General features: G+C 66.0%; 20 protein-coding genes. 15 read left to right on the top strand and 5 right to left on the bottom strand.

The features are described from left to right. Positions 1-220: 220 nt before the first annotated feature. The 14 genes from Sj15T_RS15990 to Sj15T_RS16055 all read left to right on the top strand — a co-directional run bounded on the left by Sj15T_RS15990 (position 221) and on the right by Sj15T_RS16055 (position 14,409). Positions 221-1,960, top strand: a complete 1,740-nt coding sequence (locus Sj15T_RS15990; protein WP_013041718.1) for a VirD2 family relaxase/mobilization nuclease — start codon at positions 221-223, stop codon at positions 1,958-1,960. A gap of 25 nt (positions 1,961-1,985) precedes the next feature. Next, entirely contained in the window at positions 1,986-3,989 is a 2,004-nt protein-coding gene (locus Sj15T_RS15995; RefSeq protein ID WP_013041717.1) for a conjugal transfer protein TraG, read from the top strand. Positions 3,990-3,998: 9 nt separating this feature from the next. Continuing rightward, positions 3,999-4,433 carry a hypothetical protein gene (locus Sj15T_RS16000; RefSeq protein ID WP_013041716.1) on the top strand — a complete coding sequence of 145 codons (435 nt, stop codon included), beginning with the start codon at positions 3,999-4,001 and terminating at the stop codon, positions 4,431-4,433. Positions 4,434-4,740: 307 nt separating this feature from the next. Beyond that, positions 4,741-5,676 carry a P-type conjugative transfer ATPase TrbB gene (gene trbB / locus Sj15T_RS16005; RefSeq protein ID WP_021223121.1) on the top strand — a complete coding sequence of 312 codons (936 nt, stop codon included), beginning with the start codon at positions 4,741-4,743 and terminating at the stop codon, positions 5,674-5,676. Continuing rightward, entirely contained in the window at positions 5,673-6,005 is a 333-nt protein-coding gene (locus tag Sj15T_RS16010) for a TrbC/VirB2 family protein (RefSeq protein WP_013041714.1), read from the top strand. Before trbB ends, Sj15T_RS16010 begins: the two co-directional genes overlap by 4 nt. Next, complete coding sequence (locus Sj15T_RS16015; protein WP_013041713.1) at positions 6,005-6,286, top strand: VirB3 family type IV secretion system protein; 282 nt, start codon at positions 6,005-6,007, stop codon at positions 6,284-6,286. The genes Sj15T_RS16010 and Sj15T_RS16015 overlap by 1 nt, the downstream gene beginning before the upstream one ends. Before the next feature lie 10 nt (positions 6,287-6,296). Continuing rightward, positions 6,297-8,735 (top strand): conjugal transfer protein TrbE, encoded by a 2,439-nt coding sequence (trbE, locus tag Sj15T_RS16020; protein WP_013041712.1) that lies wholly within the window; start codon positions 6,297-6,299, stop codon positions 8,733-8,735. After that, on the top strand, positions 8,732-9,496 hold the full coding sequence (gene trbJ, locus Sj15T_RS16025; RefSeq protein ID WP_013041711.1) for a P-type conjugative transfer protein TrbJ: 765 nt from the start codon (positions 8,732-8,734) through the stop codon (positions 9,494-9,496). Before trbE ends, trbJ begins: the two co-directional genes overlap by 4 nt. A 10-nt stretch (positions 9,497-9,506) precedes the next feature. Beyond that, positions 9,507-9,842, top strand: a complete 336-nt coding sequence (gene trbK-alt / locus Sj15T_RS16030; protein WP_013041710.1) for a putative entry exclusion protein TrbK-alt — start codon at positions 9,507-9,509, stop codon at positions 9,840-9,842. Between the two features lie 2 nt (positions 9,843-9,844). After that, a complete protein-coding gene (gene trbL, locus Sj15T_RS16035; RefSeq protein WP_013041709.1) occupies positions 9,845-11,203 on the top strand; it encodes a P-type conjugative transfer protein TrbL in 1,359 nt (452 codons plus the stop codon). Continuing rightward, positions 11,203-11,886: a conjugal transfer protein TrbF gene (trbF, locus tag Sj15T_RS16040; RefSeq protein WP_013041708.1), complete on the top strand. Its 684-nt coding sequence runs from the start codon at positions 11,203-11,205 to the stop codon at positions 11,884-11,886. Before trbL ends, trbF begins: the two co-directional genes overlap by 1 nt. Then, positions 11,883-12,932: a P-type conjugative transfer protein TrbG gene (gene trbG / locus Sj15T_RS16045; RefSeq protein ID WP_013041707.1), complete on the top strand. Its 1,050-nt coding sequence runs from the start codon at positions 11,883-11,885 to the stop codon at positions 12,930-12,932. The genes trbF and trbG overlap by 4 nt, the downstream gene beginning before the upstream one ends. Further along, the gene (locus Sj15T_RS16050; RefSeq protein WP_013041706.1) at positions 12,929-14,155 is read left to right on the top strand and encodes a TrbI/VirB10 family protein; all 1,227 of its coding nucleotides are present in this window, start codon (positions 12,929-12,931) and stop codon (positions 14,153-14,155) included. The genes trbG and Sj15T_RS16050 overlap by 4 nt, the downstream gene beginning before the upstream one ends. Positions 14,156-14,157: 2 nt before the next feature. Further along, the gene (locus tag Sj15T_RS16055; protein ID WP_013041705.1) at positions 14,158-14,409 is read left to right on the top strand and encodes a DUF2274 domain-containing protein; all 252 of its coding nucleotides are present in this window, start codon (positions 14,158-14,160) and stop codon (positions 14,407-14,409) included. Here the strand turns inward: Sj15T_RS16055 and Sj15T_RS16060 are convergent. The 5 genes from Sj15T_RS16060 to Sj15T_RS16080 all read right to left on the bottom strand — a co-directional run bounded on the left by Sj15T_RS16060 (position 14,406) and on the right by Sj15T_RS16080 (position 20,432). Continuing rightward, the gene (locus Sj15T_RS16060) at positions 14,406-15,335 is read right to left on the bottom strand and encodes a LysR family transcriptional regulator (protein ID WP_013041704.1); all 930 of its coding nucleotides are present in this window, start codon (positions 15,333-15,335) and stop codon (positions 14,406-14,408) included. The two genes, Sj15T_RS16055 and Sj15T_RS16060, sit on opposite strands and share 4 nt — an antisense overlap. Before the next feature lie 65 nt (positions 15,336-15,400). Next, complete coding sequence (locus Sj15T_RS16065) at positions 15,401-15,994, bottom strand: TetR/AcrR family transcriptional regulator (RefSeq protein ID WP_238559301.1); 594 nt, start codon at positions 15,992-15,994, stop codon at positions 15,401-15,403. 170 nt (positions 15,995-16,164) lie between these two features. Continuing rightward, a complete protein-coding gene (locus tag Sj15T_RS16070; RefSeq protein ID WP_013041702.1) occupies positions 16,165-17,700 on the bottom strand; it encodes a DHA2 family efflux MFS transporter permease subunit in 1,536 nt (511 codons plus the stop codon). A 1-nt stretch (position 17,701) separates the two neighbouring features. Beyond that, positions 17,702-18,853, bottom strand: coding sequence for an HlyD family efflux transporter periplasmic adaptor subunit (locus Sj15T_RS16075; RefSeq protein ID WP_013041701.1), 1,152 nt, complete (start codon positions 18,851-18,853; stop codon positions 17,702-17,704). 13 nt (positions 18,854-18,866) lie between these two features. Continuing rightward, positions 18,867-20,432, bottom strand: coding sequence for an efflux transporter outer membrane subunit (locus Sj15T_RS16080; protein WP_148225642.1), 1,566 nt, complete (start codon positions 20,430-20,432; stop codon positions 18,867-18,869). On the opposite strand from Sj15T_RS16080, the gene Sj15T_RS16085 reads away from it, so the two are divergent. Further along, complete coding sequence (locus tag Sj15T_RS16085; protein WP_013041699.1) at positions 20,377-21,030, top strand: TetR/AcrR family transcriptional regulator; 654 nt, start codon at positions 20,377-20,379, stop codon at positions 21,028-21,030. The genes Sj15T_RS16080 and Sj15T_RS16085 overlap by 56 nt on opposite strands.

Here is a 21,030-nt window from a genome sequence, read left to right on the forward strand (position 1 = left end):
TGTCGGGCTCCGGGATAGGATTGGCGGGAGCGGAGGGAAGCACAGGCACCACAACCGCACGATGGCAGGATAAAGGGCCGCGATGTGCGGCCTTGGGCGGTTGTGGTTTTTCAAGGGGTTATGGCGCGTTTGCGCGATGTGCGCCTGATCGGCGCAAGGTGCGCGACGCGCATTTCATCAAGGATTTCCGCGCCGTTGCGCGATGTGCGGGGCTTCGACCATGAGCGTCGAGGACGACTTCCGCATCCGGCCCGGCCGCATCCGCTCGACCAAGGCGCAGCAGGCCCGGCCTTTCATCGCGCAGGCGCTCGCCGCTGCCCAGAAGGCGGGCGGCTCGGTCTCTCGGAAAGGCAAGATCGGCCCCGGCAACCGCTCGCGCTTCGGGCGCGGTCAGCGCGCCGCGGTGCAAGCCAATCGCTTCCTCACCGCCCGCTCGCGCGGGGCGGTCATCAAGGCGCGTGTCGTCCGCAGCGGCGGCCGCTCCGCCCCGCTCGCGACCCATCTCGGCTATCTGCGCCGCGAGGGCGTTACCCGGGATGGGGAGAAGGCCCGGCTGTTCGGCCCGGGCGGCGATGACCTCGACCCGAAGGAATTTGCCGAGCGCTGCGAAGATGATCGCCACCATTTTCGGTTCATCGTCTCGCCGGACGACGCGCTGGAGATGTCGGACCTGCGCTCCTTCACCCGCGGTCTCGTCGGCCAGATGGAGAAGGATCTCGGCACCAAGCTCGACTGGACGGCCGTCGACCATTGGAACACCGAGCATCCCCACGTCCATCTGATCGTGCGCGGCGTGCGCGACGACAGCGAGAACCTCGTCATCTCCCGCGACTACATCAGGGAGGGCATGCGCGATCGCGCCCGTGATCTCATCACCCAAGAGCTGGGCCCGCGCACCGATCACGACATCCGCCGTAGCCTCGAGCGCCAGATCGAAGCCGAGCGCTGGACCAGCCTCGATCGGCAGCTCGCCCGTGATGGCTACCGGACCGGCGTCGTCGATCTCGCGCCGCGCCCGGATCGACAACCCGACGAGTTTCACGCGCTGAAGGTCGGCCGCCTGCGCAAGCTCGAAACGCTCGGCCTCGCCAACGAGATTGGCCCAGGCCAATGGGTCATCGCCGAGCGGGCGGAGACGACGCTGCGCGAGCTCGGCGAGCGCGGCGACATCATCAAGCGCATCCATCGCGGGCTGACCGAGCGCGGCATCGACCGTGGCGCGGCAAGTTACGTGCTTGCCGCGGAGAACATCGACGATCCAATCGTCGGCCGGCTGGTCGCGCGCGGCCTCGACAACGAATTGAAGGGGACGGCCTTTGCTGTTGTTGACGGCGTCGACGGCCGAACCCATCACATGAAGCTGCCCGACCTCGACGCCGCCGGCGACAGCGCGCCGGGATCGATCGTTGAGCTACGCCGCTTCGACGATGCACGCGGTCAACGCCGCGTCGCGCTCGCCGTCCGCTCCGATCTCGACATCTCCCGGCAAGTCACCGCCACGGGCGCCACCTGGCTTGACCGGCAGGCGATCGCGCGCGAGCCGGCCGCCTTGGGAGGCGGCGGCTTCGGCGTCGAAGTTCGCGACGCCATGGATCGGCGCGCTGAGCATCTGATCGACCAGCGGCTCGCCGAACGGCACGGCCAGAGCGTCATCTTCTCGCGCAATCTCATCGAGACGCTGCGCCGACGCGAGCTTGACGCGCTGGCGGACAAGCTCGCCGCGGAGACCGGCCGGACATTCGCCAAGGCTGGGAGCGGCGAATACGTCGCCGGCACCTATCGGCAGCGGCTCACGCTCGCATCGGGCCGCTTCGCCATGATCGACGATGGCCTCGGCTTTCAACTCGTGCCCTGGACGCCGTCCCTCGACCGCCAGCTCGGGCAGCATGTCTCCGGCGTCGCCCGCAATGACGGCGGCGTCGACTGGAGCTTCGGGCGCAAGCGGGGCCTCGGCCTCTAGCGCAGATCAAGAAGGGAACGCCGCCATGTCCGCGACGAAAATCCTCTGGGGCCAGATACTCACCGTGTTCATGATCGTGCTCTTCACGACTTGGACGGCCACGCAGTGGACGGCCTACCGGCTCGGCTTTCAACCGCAGCTCGGCCATCCGTGGTTCGAGGTCGCCGGCTGGCCGGTCTACTATCCCCCGGCCTTCTTCTGGTGGTGGTATTTCTATGACGCCTACGCGCCGCCGATCTTCGTCGAGGGCGCCTATATCGCCGCCTCGGGCGGATTCATCTCGATCGCCGTCGCGATCGGGATGTCCGTGTGGCGCGCCCGCGAGGCGAAGAACGTCGAGACCTACGGGTCGGCGCGCTGGGCCAGGCCCGACGAGGTGAAGGCCGCAGGGCTGCTCGGCGCCGACGGCGTGGTGCTCGGAAAGCTCGATCGCGACTATCTCCGTCATGATGGGCCCGAGCATGTGCTGTGCTTCGCTCCGACCCGATCCGGCAAGGGCGTAGGGCTGGTCGTGCCCTCGCTGCTCACCTGGCCGGGCTCGGCGATCGTTCACGACATCAAAGGGGAAAACTGGACGTTGACGGCCGGCTTCCGGGCCCGGCACGGCCGCGTGCTGCTCTTCGACCCGACCAACCCGAAGTCCGCCGCCTACAATCCGCTGCTCGAGGTCCGCAGGGGCGAATGGGAGGTCCGCGACGTCCAGAATATCGCCGACATCCTGGTCGACCCGGAAGGATCGCTCGAGAAGCGAAACCACTGGGAAAAGACCAGCCACGCCCTGTTGGTCGGCGCCATCCTCCATGTCCTCTACGCCGAAAAGGACAAGACCCTCGCCGGCGTCGCTGCCTTCCTATCCGATCCCAGACGCCCGATCGAGTCGACACTCGCGGCGATGATGAAGACCGCTCATCTGGGCGAGGCCGGCCCGCACCCCGTCATCGCCAGCGCCGCACGCGAGCTGCTCAACAAGTCGGACAACGAGCGATCGGGCGTGCTCTCGACCGCCATGTCGTTCCTCGGCCTCTATCGCGATCCCGTGGTGGCGCAGGTGACCGGCCGGTCCGATTGGCGCATCGCCGACCTTGTGGCGGAGGGCAATCCGACGACCCTCTACCTCGTCGTGCCCCCGTCCGACATCAGCCGGACCACGCCGTTGATCCGCCTGATCCTCAATCAGATCGGACGACGCTTGACCGAGGACCTTCACGCCAATCCCAGGCGCCCCCGGGTGCTGATGATGCTCGACGAGTTCGCCGCGCTTCGGCGCCTCGACTTCTTCGAAAGCGCGCTCGCGTTCATGGCCGGGTACGGGATCAAGGCATTCCTGATCGCGCAGTCGCTGAACCAAATCGAGAAGGCCTACGGGCCAAACAACTCCATCCTCGACAACTGCCACGTCCGCGTCAGCTTCGCGACCAACGACGAACGGACGGCCAAGCGGGTCTCCGACGCCCTCGGCACCGCGACCGAGATGAGGGCGATGAAGAACTATGCCGGCCATCGGCTATCTCCTTGGCTCGGCCACATGATGGTCTCGCGCTCGGAGACGGCGCGGCCACTGCTGACCCCCGGCGAAGTCATGCAGCTCCCGCCAGCCGACGAGATCGTCATGGTCGCGGGGACGCCGCCGATCCGGGCCAAGAAGGCGCGCTACTACGAGGACCGCCGATACCAGGAGCGGATCCTGCCGCCGCCCCCACTGAGCAAACCTGGCAAGCCGCCGGCGAACGACTGGAGCGGTCTCGACCTTCCGCCAGTTCCCGAGATCGGCGGCGCGCTCGCCAGAGCCGCGGCCGATGCGCCTTCGACCGAGGACGAGGAAGACACGACCGAGTCCGAGCGCCGACGCCAGCCTGAACTACGCCGCCTGAAGCCGGTCGAGAAGACGGTTCCGATCGAAAACGAGTTCGAGTTCGAACCGATTGAGGATGCTGACGAAGACGCTGCCCGCAATAGCCGGCTGAGGGACACGATGCGCCAGGTCGCGCGACAGGCTTCCCTCGACCCCGGCGATGGCATCGAGCTGTAGGAGGCGATCATGGCGAAGCCTCCGAAGAAGCAGCGGCTTTCCGTCTATCTCGAACCGGAGGTCATGAAGGCGCTATCGGCGCATGCGGCGCGGCGCGGCCACTCGCTATCCCTTGTCGCCGAGGCCGGCATTGCGTCGTTCCTTTCGCCCGACGCCGCAGAGCGCCAGGAAGCGGCGATCACGAAGCGACTGGATCAGCTTGACCGACGCCTGACGCGCGTCGAGCGGGACGTCGGCATCGCGGTCGAGACCCTCGCGATCTTCGTGCGCTTCTGGTTCAACACGACGCCCGCCCTGCCGGAGCATGCGGCCCAGGCGGCACGCGCCAAGTCCGCCGAGCGCTACGAGGCCTTCATCAACACCCTGGGCCGCAGGCTCGCGAACGGTCCGAAGCTCAGGCAGGAGATCTCGGAGGATCTCAATCACACCGGCGAGGCTGATTGACGACCGCACCGCCCGCGCGGTGACGATGCGGCAAGTCGACTCGGCGCTTCCGCGCGATCGCGCCGCAGCATCGTGCGCGCGCGAGATAGTCATGCTGCCATTGCCTTGAAGTATAGCGGCGTTCCGCCGTTTCCCTGTCTTTGTACGCCACAGTACGACGACCACATTTCGGTTGTTGTCAGGCCCTGATTTCTGCCTCTTCTACTCGTCCCCGATCCAGGGCCGCGCGTGGGCGCGCCCGCAAGAGAACGGGGACGACGTGGCAAACCCCCAGCAGAGATCCGAAGCAGTCCTCCGCGGCGCGCGCATGCTGCGCACCGCGCTCGGACCTGCGATCGCCGGGTTTCTGGAAGACCCCACGATCGTCGAGGTGATGCTCAACCCTGACGGGCGGCTCTGGATCGACCGCCTTTCCGACGGCCTCTCGGAAACCGACGAGCGCCTTTCTCCCGCAGACGGCGAGCGGATCATCCGCTTGGTGGCGCACCATGTCGGCGCCGAGGTCCATGCCGGCGCTCCGCGTGTCTCGGCCGAGCTTCCGGAAACGGGAGAGCGGTTTGAAGGCTTGCTCCCTCCCGTCGTGGCCGCGCCTGCCTTCGCCATCCGCAAACCGGCCGTCGCCGTCTTCACGCTCGAGGATTATGTCGCCGCCGGCATCATGCGTGCCGGACAGGCCGCGCTGCTCCGCGCCGCCGTCGCCGAGCGGCGCAATATTCTCGTGGCCGGGGGCACATCCACCGGCAAGACGACGCTCACCAATGCGCTCCTGGCGGAGATCGCCAAGACCTCCGACCGCGTCATTGTCATTGAAGACACGCGCGAACTCCAATGCATGGCGCCCAACCTCGTCGCCATGCGGACGAAGGATGGCGTGATCACGCTGTCCGAACTGGTGCGCTCATCGCTCCGCCTGCGGCCCGACCGCATCCCGATCGGCGAGGTACGCGGAAGCGAGGCGCTGGACCTGCTCAAAGCGTGGGGAACGGGGCACCCGGGCGGGATCGGCACGATCCACGCCGGCACAGCGATCGGCGCGCTGCGCCGGCTTGAGCAGCTCATCCAGGAAGCCGTCGTCACGGTGCCGCGGGCGCTCATCGCGGAGACCATCGACCTTGTTGCCATCCTCTCCGGCCGCGGCGCCTCGCGCCGGCTCGCCGAACTCGCCCGCATCGAGGGGCTCGGCCCTGACGGCGATTACCGCGTCACCCCCGCAACCCAGCCCCCCGAAGGAGAGATCCCGTGATCCAGCACGCGCTTCGAATCCGCCGCCATATCGCGACGGCCGTTTCCGTCACCTTTCTCAGTCTGGCGCTCGCACCGGCGGCCCACGCCTCCGGCTCCTCGATGCCGTGGGAAGCGCCGCTTCAGTCGATCCTCGAGTCGATCGAGGGGCCGGTCGCCAAGATCGTCGCCGTGATCATCATCATCATCACCGGCCTGACCCTGGCCTTCGGCGACACGTCCGGCGGCTTCCGGCGGCTCATCCAGATCGTTTTCGGCCTGTCGATCGCGTTCGCGGCGTCGAGCTTCTTCCTGTCCTTCTTCTCGTTCGGCGGCGGAGCGCTCGTCTGATGGCAGGCGGCGCGGATTACGTCGGCGAAATCCCAGGCTTCTCAGTGCCGGTGCATCGCGCGCTGACCGAGCACATCCTGCTCGGCGGCGCGCCCCGATCCATCGCCATCCTCAACGGCACGCTCGCCGCCGCGCTTGGATTGGGTCTGCGCCTCTGGCTGGTTGGCCTGGCGCTCTGGGCGATCGGTCATTTCGCCGCGGTCTGGGCCGCCAAGCGCGATCCGCAATTCGTCGACGTCGGACGCCGGCATCTGCGCATCCCGGCCTATCTGACGGTCTGAGGGCGTCGCCATGATGAACCTTGCGGAATATCGCAATCGCAACACCCGGCTCGCCGACTTCCTGCCCTGGGTCGCGCTCGCCGGCGAGGGCGTGATCCTGAACAAGGACGGCAGCTTCCAGCGGACCGCCCGCTTCCGCGGTCCGGACCTCGACAGCGCCGTGCCGGCCGAACTTGTCGCGGTCGCCGGCCGCCTCAACAACGCCTTCCGCCGCCTCGGCTCGGGCTGGGCGATCTTCGTCGAGGCGCAGCGCCATGAGGCCGCGACCTATCCGACAAGCCGCTTTCCCGACCCGGCATCGGCCTTGGTCGACGCCGAGCGCAAGGCCGACTTCGAGGAGGCCGGCGCGCATTTCGAGTCCAGCTATTTCCTGACCTTCCTCTATCTGCCGCCGGCGGAAGACGCCGCCCGCGCCGAAAGCTGGCTCTATGAGGGCCGCGAGCGCGGCGGCGTCGATGCCCATGAGGTGCTGCGCGGCTTTATCGACCGCACGGACCGCATCCTCCAGCTCGTCGACGCCTTCATGCCGGAATGCGCCTGGCTCGATGACGCTGAGACGCTGACCTATCTGCACTCCACGGTCTCGACGACGCGGCACCGCGTCCGCGTGCCCGAGACGCCGATGTATCTCGACGCTCTCGTCGCCGATCAGCCGCTCACCGGCGGGCTCGAACCGCGCCTGGCCGACACGCATCTGCGCATCCTCACCATCGTCGGATTTCCGACCGCGACGACACCCGGCATCCTCGACGAACTCAACCGGCTCGCCTTCCCGTATCGCTGGTCGACCCGCGCCGTGCTGCTCGACAAGACCGACGCGACCAAGCTGCTGACCAAGATCCGTCGGCAGTGGTTCGCCAAGCGCAAATCGATTGCCGCCATCCTGAAGGAGGTGATGACCAACGAGGCGTCGGTGCTGGTCGACACCGACGCCGCGAACAAGGCGGCGGACGCGGATCTCGCGCTGCAGGAGCTCGGCGCCGACTATGCCGGCCAGGCCTACGTCACCGCGACGATCACCGTCTGGGACGCCGATCCGCGCATCGCCGCCGAGAAGCTGCGCCTCGTCGAGAAGGTCATCCAGGGCCGCGACTTCACCGCCATGCCCGAGACGATCAACGCCGCCGACGCCTGGCTCGGGAGCCTGCCGGGGCATGTCTATGCCAATGTCCGCCAACCGCCGCTTTCGACCCTCAACCTCGCCCATATGATCCCGCTGTCGGCGGTGTGGGCCGGGCCCGAGCGCGACGGGCATTTCGCAGCGCCGCCGCTGCTCTTCGGCAAGACCGAAGGCTCGACCCCATTCCGGCTGTCCATCCATGTCGGCGACGTCGGCCACACCCTCGTCGTCGGTCCGACCGGGGCCGGCAAGTCCGTGCTGCTGGCGCTCATGGCGCTGCAATTCCGTCGCTACGATCGCGCCCAGGTCTTCGCCTTCGATTTCGGGGGCTCGATCCGCGCCGCGGCGCTCGCCATGGGCGGCGACTGGCATGATCTCGGCGGCGGGCTGACCGAGGGTGCGGACGACAGCGTCTCGCTTCAGCCGCTCGCCCGGATCGATGACGCCGCAGAACGCGCCTGGGCCGCCGACTGGATCTCCGCCATCCTCAGCCGCGAGAGCGTTGCGATCACCCCGGAGGTCAAGGAGCATATCTGGTCGGCGCTGACATCGCTGGCTTCGGCGCCGCCCGCCGAGCGCACCCTGACCGGCCTGTCGGTGCTGCTCCAGTCCAACGACCTCAAGCAGGCGCTACGGCCCTATTGCGTCGGCGGACCCTATGGCCGGCTGCTCGATGCCGAGGCCGAGCATCTCGGCGAGGCCACCGTCCAGGCTTTCGAAACCGAAGGACTGATCGGGACCGGGGCCGCAGCCGCCGTGCTCGCCTATCTCTTCCACCGGATCGAAGATCGCCTCGACGGCCGCGCCACACTCATCATCATCGACGAGGGCTGGCTCGCGCTCGACGACGAGGGCTTCGCCGGCCAGCTCCGTGAGTGGCTGAAGACGCTGCGCAAGAAGAACGCGTCGGTCATCTTCGCTACCCAGTCGCTTTCCGACATCGACGGGTCGGCCATCGCGCCCGCTATCATCGAGAGCTGCCAGACCCGCATCCTGCTCCCCAACGAGCGCGCCATCGAGCCGCAGATCACTGCCATCTACCGACGGTTCGGGCTCAACGACCGGCAGATCGAGATCCTCGCCCGGGCGATGCCGAAGCGCGACTATTATTGCCAGTCGCGCCGGGGCAATCGCCTCTTCGAGCTGGGCCTGTCGGACGTCGCGCTGGCGCTCTGCGCCGCGTCCTCCAAGTCCGATCAGGCAGCGATCGCCAGTACGGTCGCCGAGCATGGCCGCGACGGCTTCCTCACCGCCTGGCTCGATCGCCACGATCTCGGCTGGGCGGCCCAACTCATCCCCAACCTCGAAACTCTGGAGACCTCCTCATGACCTCGCGCCGCACGCGCGCGGTGCGCCTTGCCGCCGCGCTGCTCACCACCACCCTCGCCACAGCGCCATACCTCGCCACGCCGGCCCAGGCGCAGTGGGTCGTCTACGATCCGACGAACTATGCGCAGAACCTGCTCTCGGCGACCCGCGCGCTTCAGCAGATCAACAACCAGATCACCTCGCTGCAGAACGAGGCGACCATGTTGATGAACCAGGCCCGCAATCTCACGAGCCTGCCCTATTCCTCGCTCCAGCAGCTCCAGCAGTCGGTGCAGCGGACCCAGCAGCTCCTCGGCGAGGCGCAGCGGATCGCCTACAATGTCCAGAACATCGATCAGGCGTTCCGGACCACCTACGGCAATGCCTCGATGTCGGCATCCGACACGCAACTCGTCGCCGATGCGCGCGAACGCTGGCAGAACACCGTGGGCGGCTTGCAAGACGCCATGCGGGTGCAAGCCGGCGTCGTCGGCAACATCGACACAAACCGCATTCAGATGTCTGCGCTGGTCGGCCAAAGCCAAGGCGCCACCGGAGCGCTTCAGGCGACGCAGGCAGGAAATCAGCTTCTCGCGCTCCAGGCGCAGCAGCTCGCTGATCTCACCGCCGTCGTTTCCGCCAACGGCCGCGCCCAGGCGCTCGCCGTCGCGGAGCGCGCGGCGGCCGCCGAACAGGGCCGCGAACAGCGTCGCCGCTTTCTTACGCCTGGCAGCGGCTATCAGCCGGGCAACGCGCGGATGTTCCCGAACAGCGGCAACTGAGGACGCGGCGATGGACGGGAAATCGCTCGCACGCATCGGTGCGATCGTCTTCGTCGCGGTCGCGATCACGGCGACCGCGATCGAGATGAGCCGGAAGGAGGAAACGGCGGAGAGCTGGGCGACAACGCGGCCGGTCCCGACGCCGAACGATCCGCTGCGCACGGAACTGTTCCGCTGCCAGGCGCTCGGCGAGGCCGGCCCTCGCGATCCCGCCTGCCTGCGCGCCTGGGCCGAGAACCGTCGTCGCTTCCTCGCCCCCGGATCGCGACCGGCCGGGAGACTGCCGGACGCGACGGCTCCGTCTGAGCCAGCGCCTGCCGACGCGCAGCCGGGCGAGGCGCGATAGGCATGGGGAACACCGGCGTCATCGACCATTTCCTCGAGGTCTTCACCCGTTACATCGACGGCGGCTTCGGTCTGCTCGGCGGCGAGGTGACGTTCATCGCCACGACGCTGATTGTGATCGACGTGACGCTCGCGGCGCTCTTCTGGTCCTGGGGCGCCGATGACGACATCATCGCCCGACTGGTGAAGAAGACGCTGTTCGTCGGCGTTTTCGCCTACATCATCGGCAACTGGAACAACCTCGCCCGGATCATCTTCGAGAGCTTCGCCGGTCTCGGCCTGAAGGCGAGCGGCACCAGCTTCACCACGGCCGATCTTCTTCGCCCCGGCAAGGTCGCGCAGACCGGGCTCGATGCGGGACGGCCGCTGCTCGATTCGATCTCCGGGCTGATGGGCTATTGGAGCTTCTTCGAGAACTTCATCCAGATCGCCTGCATGTTCCTCGCCTGGGCGCTGGTGCTGCTCGCCTTCTTCATCCTCGCCATCCAGCTCTTCGTCACCCTGATCGAGTTCAAGCTGACGACGCTCGCCGGCTTCGTGCTGATCCCCTTCGGCCTGTTCGGAAAGTCCGCCTTCATGGCCGAACGGGTGCTCGGCAACCTCATCTCGTCCGGCATCAAGGTCCTCGTCCTCGCGGTCATCATCGGGATCGGATCGACCCTGTTCTCCGAATTCACGGCGGGCTTCGGGGGCGCCACGCCATCGGTCGACGAGGCGATGGCCATCGTCCTCGCAGCCCTCTCATTGCTCGGCCTTGGCATCTTCGGGCCCGGCATCGCGTCCGGCATCGTCTCGGGCGGTCCGCAGCTCAGCGCCGGCGCTGCCGTCGGCACGGGTCTCGCCGCCGGCGGCATGGTCGCGCTCGGAGCCGGCGCCGTGGGCGCCGCCGCGACAGGCGGCGCCTCCCTGGCAGGCGGGGCCGCCGCCGCCGCCCGCGGTGGCGCTGCCCTCGCTGGCGGCGCATCGACCGCCTACAGCCTCGGGGCCGCGGGGCAGACGGGCGCTGCTAGCGTCGCCGCCGGTCTGGGCGGCGTCGCCCGGGCCGGCGGGAGTGCCGCGATCTCGCCCCTTCGTCGCGCCGCCTCCCGCGCCGCTGAAGGCATGCGCTCGAGCTTCAATGCCGGCGGCCGCGCGGTTCTTGGAGCCACGGGCGGCTCCACGACCGGTGGACCGAGCGCCGGCGGACCGGGGTCCGAAGATGCGGCTGCTACGGCAGGCGGCGGAGGCCCACCCGCCTGGGCGCAGCGCATGCGCCGCCGCCAGCAAATGTCCCATGCCGTCCAGGCGACGGCCCATGCCGTCCGCTCGGGTGATGCCCATGGCGGCGGCTCCTCCGTCAACCTGTCCGAAGGCGACCGCTGATGTTCAAACGACCCGCCACCCACTACGGCAAAACAGCCGAGCCCGAGACGCCCTACCAGCGCGCCGGCCAGATCTGGGACGACCGCATCGGCTCGGCCCGCGTCCAGGCGCGAAACTGGCGTCTTATGGCATTCGGCTCGCTCTTCCTCTCGGCCGGTTTCGCCGCGGCCCTGGTCTGGCAGTCCGCCCGGGGAACGGTCGTGCCCTGGGTGGTGCAGACCGATCGGCTCGGACAGGCGCAGGCGGTGGCGCCGGCCATGGCCGATTATCGCCCGACCGATCCGCAGATCGCTTTCCATCTGGCGCGCTTTATCGAGGAGGTCCGTTCAATCCCGGCCGACGCCATCATCGTCCGCCAGAACTGGCTGCGGGCCTACGACTTTACGACCGATCGAGGCGCTGCCGCCCTCAACGACTATGCACGCGCCAACGACCCGTTCACCAATGTCGGACGCCAGCAGGTCGCGGTCGAGGTCTCCAGCGTCATCCGCGCATCTCCCGACAGCTTTCGCGTCGCCTGGGTCGAGCGCCGCTACGAGAACGGCCAGCTCGCCACGACCGAACGATGGACCGCGATCCTGACGATCGTGATCCAGACACCACGCAATGCCGATGTCCTGCGGAAGAACCCGCTCGGCATCTACGTCAACGCCATCAACTGGTCACGGGAGCTTGGGCAATGAGGCCGTCGTTCCGTAAAGCCGGAATGCCGGCTTCACGCATCCAAGCATGTGCGCATCCACGGATCGGCACGCTGCCGGTCATTCTGCTCGCCACGACGGCGCTCGCTGGATGCGCGACCACGCACAAGCCGCCGGAGATCTCCTACGACAATGCCGCCCCCGCCGTGCAGACGGTCGATCCGCCGGCGCCCGTCACCGTCGTGGAGCTACCCCGGCCGCTTCCGCTTCCCGGCCAGATGAAGCCGGTCGAGCGCTCCCGGCAAGCGCCGGAACCCGCCGATCCGGCTGCACGGGTGAACCAGGCCAATGCCGCGGCGCGCGTGCAGCCCGTGCGCGACGGCTTCATCAATTCGATGCAGGTCTATCCGTTCACCCAGGGCGCGCTCTATCAGGTGTATACCGCGGTCGGGCAGATCACCGATATCGCGCTTCAGCCCGGTGAGCAGCTCGTCGGGTCCGGCCCGGTCGCCGCCGGAGACACCGTCCGCTGGATTATCGGCGACACGCTAAGCGGCTCGGGCGCGACGCAACAGGTCCATATCCTGGTCAAGCCGACGCGGCCGGAGCTGATGACGAACCTCATCATCAACACCACTCTGCGAACCTACCACATGGAGCTACGCTCGACCGAGCGCACCTACATGGCGTCGGTTTCCTGGCAATATCCCCAAGACCAGCTCATAGCGCTGCGTCGCCAGAATGCGCAGGCCGAGGCGACCCGTCCCGTCGCCACCGGCGTCGATCTGACCAACGTCAATTTCCGCTACGCGATCGAAGGCGATCGCGCGCCATGGCGGCCGCTTCGGGCCTTTGATGACGGACGGCAGGTGTTCATCGAATTCCCGCGCGGCATTGGCCAGGGTGAGATGCCGCCGCTGTTCGTCGTCGGTGCCGAAGGCAACACGTCCGAACTCGTCAACTACCGGGTCCGCTCGAACTACATGATCGTCGACCGCCTCTTCGCCGCCGCCGAGCTGCGCTTCGGTGCCGGCCGCGAGCAGAAGCGCGTCCGCATCGTCCGGACCGACGGGAGGCCGACCTCGTGAGCGACACCGATCCCCGCAGCGAGGAAAGTCCAGAGGAGGAGGCGCGGCCGCTGACCGGTGAGCCGCCGAGCCCGGCTGCGATGCGCCTGCGCGCCGAGCCGCCGCGCGTGACACGGCTCTCGCGCAAGGTTCTCGCCGGACTCGCTCTGGTCGCGAGCGTCGGCATCGGCGGCGCGCTCGTCTACGCGCTGCAAACCCGGGACGGCAGCCGACCGAATGAAGAACTCTACTCGACCGAGAACCGTCCGACCGCCGACGGGATTTCCGGCCTGCCGCGCGACTATAGCGGCGTGCCGCAGCTCGGCCCACCGCTGCCCGGCGACCTCGGCCGTCCGATGCTCGGCGCGCAGAACCGGGGTCAGCCCGTGCCTGCGCCCGGTGTCGCCGCGCCCAATCCTGGTCCAAACCCCGCGGAGCAGCGCCGTCTTCAGGAGCTGGAGGCCGCGAGGACCGCGCGCTTGTTTGCCTCGACAGAGACGAGATCCGCTGGTCCTGTAGCCGCTCCAGCGGCGCCGGACGCTGTTTCGCCGCCACCAACCCTGACAAATCTCGGCCTCGCCCCGCCGCCGGCGACGCCGACCGCCCAGGATCGGCAGAACGCCTTCCTCAACGCCGCCGCCGATCGCCGAACCGTGGCACCGGATCGCGTCGTGGCGCCGGCATCCCCCTATGTCCTCCAGGCCGGCGCCGTGATCTCGGCCGCTCTTCTCACCGGCATCCGCTCCGACCTTCCCGGGCAGATCACCGCCCAGGTGACGGAGAACATCTATGACAGCCCAACCGGCCGAGTCCTTCTCGTACCCCAGGGCACGCGCGTTGTCGGCCAGTACGACAACAACGTGCAGTTCGGGCAGAGCCGCGTGCTGCTGGTATGGAATCGGCTGATCTTTCCGAATGGTCGCTCGATCGTGCTCGAGCGACAGCCCGGCGCCGATTCCGAGGGATTTGCGGGTCTTCAGGACGGCGTTGATTACCACTGGTTTGAACTTGCCAAGGCCGCGGGACTGTCCACGCTGCTCAGCATCGGCTCCGAGCTCGCCATCGACGATGATGACCGCCTTCTGCGCGCTATCCGCAACGGCGGCCAGGACACCTTCAATCAGGCGGGCCAGGAGATCGTCCGCCGACAGCTCAACATCGCCCCGACGCTGACGATCCGGCCGGGCTTCCCGGTCCGCGTGATCGTCACGCGCGATCTCGTTCTCGAACCGTATGGAGGCTGAGCGTGGCCAAGCTGAAACTCGGAGCGATCACTGAAGACAAGCCGGTCAAGGTCTCCCTTGAACTGCCTGGAGCGCTGTTCCGCGACCTCCAGGAATATAGCGAGATCCTCGCGCAACAGGAGGGCGTGCCAGCGACGGAGCCGAGCAGGCTGATTGTCGCGATGGTGCAGCGCTTCATACAGACCGATAGGGGATTTGCCCGAGCCCGCAAGAACAAGATGCGCAATCCCTTGGAGGCTGATCGCGAGCGCTAGGCCCTCACGGCGCCATTCAAGCCGCGCCGCCCGGCCGCCACATCCCTGATGAGCCGCAGCATGCAACCCAGAGCGGGATTGGAGTTGGACGGCGACCAGACTGCGGAATATCGAAGCTGCTCGGGATCGCCGCCGATAGGGCGGAACGCGACACCCTCCGCCATGCCGTCCACGATGGAACCGCTCGTGAGCGTGATCCCGTATCCCATTGCGACGACGCTAAGGAGGCTTTGCCTGCTCACATCGTGAACATCGATCTTTGGGCTGAAGCCAGGCATTGAAAGCTTCCGGACCAGATAGTTGCGGATCTCCGGGCCGGCGCCACGTTGAGTGACGACAAAAACTTCGTCGCGAATATCCCGCCAGTGCAGCTCCTCGCGCTTCGCCAACCTATGGCTCGAGGGCAGTGCGACATAGATGCTCTCTGTCCAGAGCAACTGCACATCTTGCCCACTCGTTTTCGGCGTTCCGGCTAGGAATGAGATGTCGAGCTCGCCGGTCATCACGCGGGCGAGATCCTGCTCCGAAGATCCTTCGTGGAGGCAGACACGGATACGCGGGTAACGCCGGTGAAATTCCTTGAGCGCGAGGTGAAGGCGGCCTGCCGCCAAAGGGACGACCACTCCCACCTGCAACTCGCCCCGTTCCCCTTTGTGAACGGAAGCAGCGAGCAGGATGGCTTGACCGAGTTGATGCATGCCCGTGGACGCCTCTTCAAGGAAGAGCTGTCCAGCATTGGTGAGCTGAACCCCGCTCGGACTTCGATCGAAAATGCGAAAGCCGATGCGATGCTCCAAGAGCTGAACCCGCCGCGTCAGCGTTGATTGCGAGATATTCAGAGCGGCTGCGGCACGCCTGAAGCTTCGGTGCTGCGCGGCTGCGATCGCATATCGCAGATTCCGAAGGTCGAGCGACAGGTCCGGCATTTCCCCTCCTTAAGTTTGTTTATCGGCCGGACGCCGGAGAGGACATCAGTCGCGGCCTTCTCCTTTCAATGGTCTTTCTGCGGATCGCCTCGTTTCGGCCGAACGCCATAGCCGTTGAGGAACAGGTCGACTGCATCGACCACTTCTCTCTCAATCTCAACTTCAGAGGCGCCTGGCTGCCAGCTACACATGTGCCGCATGACCAAGCCGCATATACATAAGCTGTGAAGCTGCTCCGCCGCTCGCAGGCTATCCGACGCGCGAAGCCGGCCTGCGCGGATTTCGTCCTCAAGGAGACCGGCCAGCACGCTGTGCTGGCGGCGCGGGACGCACTTGTAGAACTCGCGGCCAAGCTCCGGAAAGCGCCGACCTTCGGCCGCCATGAGACGAAACAGCGTAGCCGCCGTTGGCGAAAGCATCGCCCGCATGAACTCGGCGCAATAGCAGATTAGTACGCTTCTCGGATCACCCGACCAGTCTGGCCTGCGAACCGGCGTGCTCTCTTCGATCCAAGCGGTGAGCGCTGCCGCGAACAAGTCCTTCTTCGAGGGGAAATAGGCCCAGAGCGTAGCCTTAGACCCACCCATCCGCGCGGCGATGGCCGACATTGACGTGCCGCCAAATCCCTGCTCGCTGAACGCCTGCTGTGCGATCGCCACAATCGCCGAGCGGCGCTCTCCGCGCTTGTCGTGACGCCGATTGACCCTTCCAGACCTCGGCGAACTTCCTTGGCGCACCATTACACTCGTCCGATGGCACTTGCCCGATCCGCAGGCCGGTCCGAGCCGGCCCGTCTGTCTCCAGCGATGATGCGCGACACGAGACCGCCTCAGTGGCTCACCTGCTTCAGCGGTCCTTTGGGCCGCTTCGCGAGCCAGACCACGGCAGCGAAGACCAGGATCAGGATCGTCGCCATCGCATAGAAGTCGTTGGTGGCGAGCATCACAGCCTGCATATCGACCATTCTCGAGAAGGCGGCGAGCCCTGAACCGGACTGCAACCCAGGCAGAGCCGCGGGAGCCGTCGAGGGGTCGATGATCGCAACCAGCTCGGCGCGGTTTCCTTTCGTCGCATTCTCCCAATAAGTCGAGGTCAACGACGCGCCGACGGCCATCGCCATGATGCGAATGAAGTTCTGCAACCCAGATCCGTTCGCAATCTTTTCGGGTGGAAGTTCCGACACCCCAAGCGACGTGAGCGTGACAAGGCAAGCCGGGACGCCGGCGCCGAGCACGAACATGGGAATTGCGACCGACATGAAATCGGCCTGCGCGTTCAGATGAGCGCGCATGAAGAAGGAGATGGCCAGAACCACCATGCCGTAGGTGACGATCAGGCGCGGGTCGATCTTCGACATCAACCGACCGACAATAGGCGCGGTCAAAACGGCCAGAATTCCCATCGGAGCGGTGGCAAAGCCCGCCCATGTCGCGGTGTAGCCCATCATCTGTTGGAGCCAAAGTGGGGTCAGCACGATATTTCCGAAGAACAGCCCGAACATTAGTCCCAGCGAAAGGGTCGAAACGAGCCAGGTGCGGTTTCGGAAAACCGATAGATCGATCACCGGGTCATCGTCGGTCAGCTCCCACAGGATCAGCGCGCCGAGCGCGATGCCAGCAACGATCGCCATCCAGACGATGAACGAAGACGAGAACCAGTCCAGTTCGCGCCCCTTGTCGATCATTGTCTGGAAGGCGCTGACGAACACGACGAGGAGGAGAAGGCCGACAATGTCAATCCGGCTGCGCGTGATGGCCGTCTCCCGATTGTGCATGAGCCACCAGGCAACACTGCCGACAGCGATCCCGAAGAAGATGTTGATATAAAAGATCCAACCCCAATGATAATTGTCGGAGATATAGCCGCCGAGGATCGGGCCGAAGATGGGCGCAACCACCGTCGTCATGCCCCAGATCGCCAAAGCTATGTTGGCCTTGTCCTTGGGAAATATAGAAATCAGTAGCGTGGAGGAAAGCGGGATAATCGGACCGCCCGCGAAGCCCTGGAGGATGCGGAACAGCACGAGGAAGCCCAGCGAACCCGACAGCCCGCACAGGATCGAGCAGATCACGAAGGCTACGACGCAGGCCGTGAACAGCCGCACTTCTCCGAACCTGCGCGAGAGCCAGCCCGTGATCGGAACCGTGATGGCCTCGGCGACCGCATAGGCCGTAATGATCCACGTCCCTTCGGTCGTCGAAACGCCCAGGTCGCCCGAAATCGTCGGCATCGCGACATTGGCGATCGTCGTGTCGAGCACGACCATGAAGTTGCCGAAGGACAAAGCGGCCGCCGCCATGACGAGCTTTGCGCCCGTCAACGGCGGATAACCGCTCCCTTCGTGCTCTCCACCCTTCGCGGACATCTCAATGCGCCCCCGACAAGTCGATCGTCGCGTGCATGGAGAGCCCCACGCGCAGCGGGTGTTCCTGCAACTCTCTCGGGTCGAGCCGAATGCGGACGGGGAGCCGCTGTACAACCTTGATCCAGTTGCCGGTCGCATTCTGTGCCGGGATCGCCGCGAAAGCCGACCCCGAGCCACCCGCGAACCCTTCCACGCGACCGTGATACACAACATCCGAGCCGTAGAGGTCCGACGTCAGCGTCACGGGGAGTCCCGGTCGAACCTGACTGAGTTGCCCCTCCTTAAAGTTGGCATCCACGTACATGTTCTGCACGGGAACAACGACCATGATCGGCACGCCCGGCTGGACGCGTTGCCCGACCGCGACATGGCGCTGATCCACTACCCCATCGACGGGCGCCCGGATCACCGCTCGCGAGAGGTCGACACGCGCCTGGTCAAGCCGCGCCGTAGCCGCAAGGACCTCCGGATTTGTCTCGACGGTCGTGTCCTCAAATAGGACCTGATTGGCGCGACGAGCGCCAGAGGCCGCATTCCGGGCCGCTTCCGCGGCTGCAATGCGCGCCCTTGCTTGCTCCACGGCCGCCTGCGCGACCCGGACCGCAGTCTGTGCATCGCTCAATTCCTGCTGCGAAATCGCGCCAGGGCCCGCGAGCCGGCGCCGCCGGCGTTCGTCAAGCTGGGCCTTGTCGAGATCGGCCTGTGCGCGAACCAAATCGGCGCGTGCAGTCGCTTCGTCGGCAGCTCGCACGGCTACCTGCCCAGCCAGATTGGCGTCGGTCTCCTGGACCTGCCGGACCTGCCGACGCGCCCGCCCTAAGGCTGCCTCAGCTTGTGCGACGGCAAGGCGCAAATCCGTATCATCCAGTTCAGCCAAGACGTCGCCAGCGCGAACAGCTTGCGTGTTGACGACCAGCACCCGCTTGACCGGGCCGCCGACGAGAGGCGTGACCTGCGCCACCTCGACATTCGTGTAGGCGTTCTCCGTCGACTCGGTGTCACCCGCGATGAAGGTCGCCCAGATCCACCAAGATAGGGCGATAAGAACGAGGCCCCCTCCGAAAAAGAGGAAAAGCCGCTTTCGCTTCTGGCTCTTGGGCGATGGGGGGTTTTCGGGAGTATTGTGATCTTGATCGAGGGTGACGTCCGTCATCGGCTTTTCCCAGTCATGAATTGGTGTCACGGGCTGGAACAGCCGCTCTGAAGCCGCCGCCCAGGGCTTTCGCCAAGGCAATGTCGAGGATGAAGCCCCGTAGACGCAGGGCGGCCGCTTGCTCACGAGCACTCAGAAGAGCGTCCTCGCTGATGAGCACTCTCTGGTAGTCGGACAGCCCGCCCTCGTAGCGCATTTTCGCGAGGCGATACGCCGCCTCCTGACGCGCGACGGAGGCGTTGGTCCGATCCACTCGTTCGCGCAGCGCGCGCAGGGACGTCGCGGCGTCAGCCGCATGATGCAAGGCTTGAAGAAGCGTCTCGTTATAGGTGGCGACGGCAGTATCGTACTCACCGCGAGCGCCGCGATATCGTGCGCTCAACCGGCCACCGTCAAAGATAGGCAGGCTGATCGCCGGCCCGACCGAACCGATCACCGATTCGGACCTGAACAAATTGTCGAGTCCGAACGACGCAAGGCCTATCAAGCCGCTGATGTTGACGTTCGGATAGAAACCCGCGCGTGCTACACCGATTCGCTCAGCCGCAGCCTCAACACGCCACCTTGCAGATACGACCTCGGGATTCCGGCCGACAAGTTCGATAGGAATGTTCGCGGGTAGAGCGTCGGGACGCCGCGTCGTCAGCGACGGCGGCTCAATCGCCAGTCCGCGATCCGGTCCTGCGCCAACCAAGGCCGCAAGGGCGTTTCGGCCGAGTCCGATCGCCTCGTTGATCGCCGCGAGCTGAGCTTCAGCAGCATCGACACCGCCTTCGGCCTGCTCCACAGATGTGCGCGGCTCGAGACCAGCATCGAACCGCCGCACGACTAAGTCCCGTGTCTCACGACGTATTCGGACCGCATCTGCGGCGACGTCGCGACGGACCAGCAGTTGAGCAAAGTCAACGTAAGCCGTGGACACCGCTGAAGCTAGGGCCAATCGCGCCGCCGCCTCATCCGCCTCGGCCGCCGTTCTCGCCGACACGGCTGCGCGTAATGCCGAACTGTTCTTTCCCCAAAGATCAAGCTCCCAACTCATGTTCACCAGGCCCGCTAGCAGCCAGTGCCAATCGCCATCAGTAGGGAGTCCGATACTTTGCGTGAGACGAGAGTCGCGCGCGGTCGCGGTGGCGCCGACGCTTGGCAAGAGCGCGGCTCGCGCAAGATCTGCTTGAGAAACAGCTATCCGGATGCGTGCGGCTGCTTGCGCGACTGTGGGTGAACCCTGCAAGGCCTCCCCCACCAGTGTATCAAGCTGCGTGTCTCCAAACGTCCGCCACCAATCGTCCTGGGGCCAGGCCTGGGACGTACCGGCAAGTGAGCGCGTCGCTGCAAAGGCGCCGGGCTGGGCTGGATCAGGCCGAGGTCCCAAGTCCGGGACAGTCGCGCATCCGCCTAACCCACCCACAAGCACAAGAATCGCTATTCGCCGCATCGTCCACCGCCGGTAATGCTCGTTACCGGCTTGACTGGTAAGGTAACGTACATTACCAGTCAAGAGGGAAAAGCGAACGGAGTTGCCAATGGTTGCCGATAGCCGCGCGAAGCGCCCGTCCCAGGATAGCCGGCGAACCGCCATCCTCGAAGCAGCCGCGCAGGTCTTCTTTGAGCAGGGCTATGCGGCGACGAGCATCGACGCGATCATCGAGCGCATCGGGGGCTCAAAGCGCAACATCTACAATGAGTTCGGGAACAAAGAGGGCCTCTTTACTGCGCTCGTTTCTGAAAGCGCCGACACCGCGCTTTCTGCGCTGTCCGTCGGCGGATTCGAGGGCCGCAGCCTGAACGAGGTTCTGCTCGAATTCGGCCGGCGTTTGCTTGAAATCTACATGTCACCGGGCCTGATCGGGGTCTATCGCTCGATCATGCCTGAGGCGTTGCGCTTCCCTGAACTCGCCAAGGATTTCTTCGACAAGGGACCTGGCCGAGCTTCAGACCGCCTTGCGGAAGTCTTGGCAGAGGCAAGGGATCGCGGCGAAATCGATCTCGATGATTGTCACGCAGCGGCGGACCATTTCGTCGGCATGTTCCGTGACAATCTCCACCTGCGCGTGGTGCTCGGTCTGCGGCCTCCGCCGTCGCCGGCAGAGGCCGAAGCAGCGGTGACATCCGCCGTCGGGATCTTCCTGCACGGCATCTATGGCATTGATCGCGCCGGCCGGCCCAAAGGACGGTGA

Source organism: Sphingobium sp. TA15, assembly GCF_037101235.1.
GTDB classification, from domain to species: domain Bacteria; phylum Pseudomonadota; class Alphaproteobacteria; order Sphingomonadales; family Sphingomonadaceae; genus Sphingobium; species Sphingobium indicum.

What these genes read in the sequence shown, in the direction of transcription:
- Sj15T_RS15990 (WP_013041718.1), top strand. Translation starts at nt 221, where the DNA reads ATGAGCGTCGAGGACGACTTCCGCATCCGGCCCGGCCGCATCCGCTCG.
- Sj15T_RS15995 (WP_013041717.1), top strand. Translation starts at nt 1,986, where the DNA reads ATGTCCGCGACGAAAATCCTCTGGGGCCAGATACTCACCGTGTTCATG.
- Sj15T_RS16000 (WP_013041716.1), top strand. Translation starts at nt 3,999, where the DNA reads ATGGCGAAGCCTCCGAAGAAGCAGCGGCTTTCCGTCTATCTCGAACCG.
- trbB (WP_021223121.1), top strand. Translation starts at nt 4,741, where the DNA reads ATGCTGCGCACCGCGCTCGGACCTGCGATCGCCGGGTTTCTGGAAGAC.
- Sj15T_RS16015 (WP_013041713.1), top strand. Translation starts at nt 6,005, where the DNA reads ATGGCAGGCGGCGCGGATTACGTCGGCGAAATCCCAGGCTTCTCAGTG.
- trbE (WP_013041712.1), top strand. Translation starts at nt 6,297, where the DNA reads ATGATGAACCTTGCGGAATATCGCAATCGCAACACCCGGCTCGCCGAC.
- trbJ (WP_013041711.1), top strand. Translation starts at nt 8,732, where the DNA reads ATGACCTCGCGCCGCACGCGCGCGGTGCGCCTTGCCGCCGCGCTGCTC.
- trbK-alt (WP_013041710.1), top strand. Translation starts at nt 9,507, where the DNA reads ATGGACGGGAAATCGCTCGCACGCATCGGTGCGATCGTCTTCGTCGCG.
- trbL (WP_013041709.1), top strand. Translation starts at nt 9,845, where the DNA reads ATGGGGAACACCGGCGTCATCGACCATTTCCTCGAGGTCTTCACCCGT.
- trbF (WP_013041708.1), top strand. Translation starts at nt 11,203, where the DNA reads ATGTTCAAACGACCCGCCACCCACTACGGCAAAACAGCCGAGCCCGAG.
- trbG (WP_013041707.1), top strand. Translation starts at nt 11,883, where the DNA reads ATGAGGCCGTCGTTCCGTAAAGCCGGAATGCCGGCTTCACGCATCCAA.
- Sj15T_RS16060 (WP_013041704.1), bottom strand. Translation starts at nt 15,335, where the DNA reads ATGCCGGACCTGTCGCTCGACCTTCGGAATCTGCGATATGCGATCGCA.
- Sj15T_RS16070 (WP_013041702.1), bottom strand. Translation starts at nt 17,700, where the DNA reads ATGTCCGCGAAGGGTGGAGAGCACGAAGGGAGCGGTTATCCGCCGTTG.
- Sj15T_RS16075 (WP_013041701.1), bottom strand. Translation starts at nt 18,853, where the DNA reads ATGACGGACGTCACCCTCGATCAAGATCACAATACTCCCGAAAACCCC.
- Sj15T_RS16085 (WP_013041699.1), top strand. Translation starts at nt 20,377, where the DNA reads ATGGTTGCCGATAGCCGCGCGAAGCGCCCGTCCCAGGATAGCCGGCGA.
- Sj15T_RS16080 (WP_148225642.1), bottom strand. Translation starts at nt 20,432, where the DNA reads ATGGCGGTTCGCCGGCTATCCTGGGACGGGCGCTTCGCGCGGCTATCG.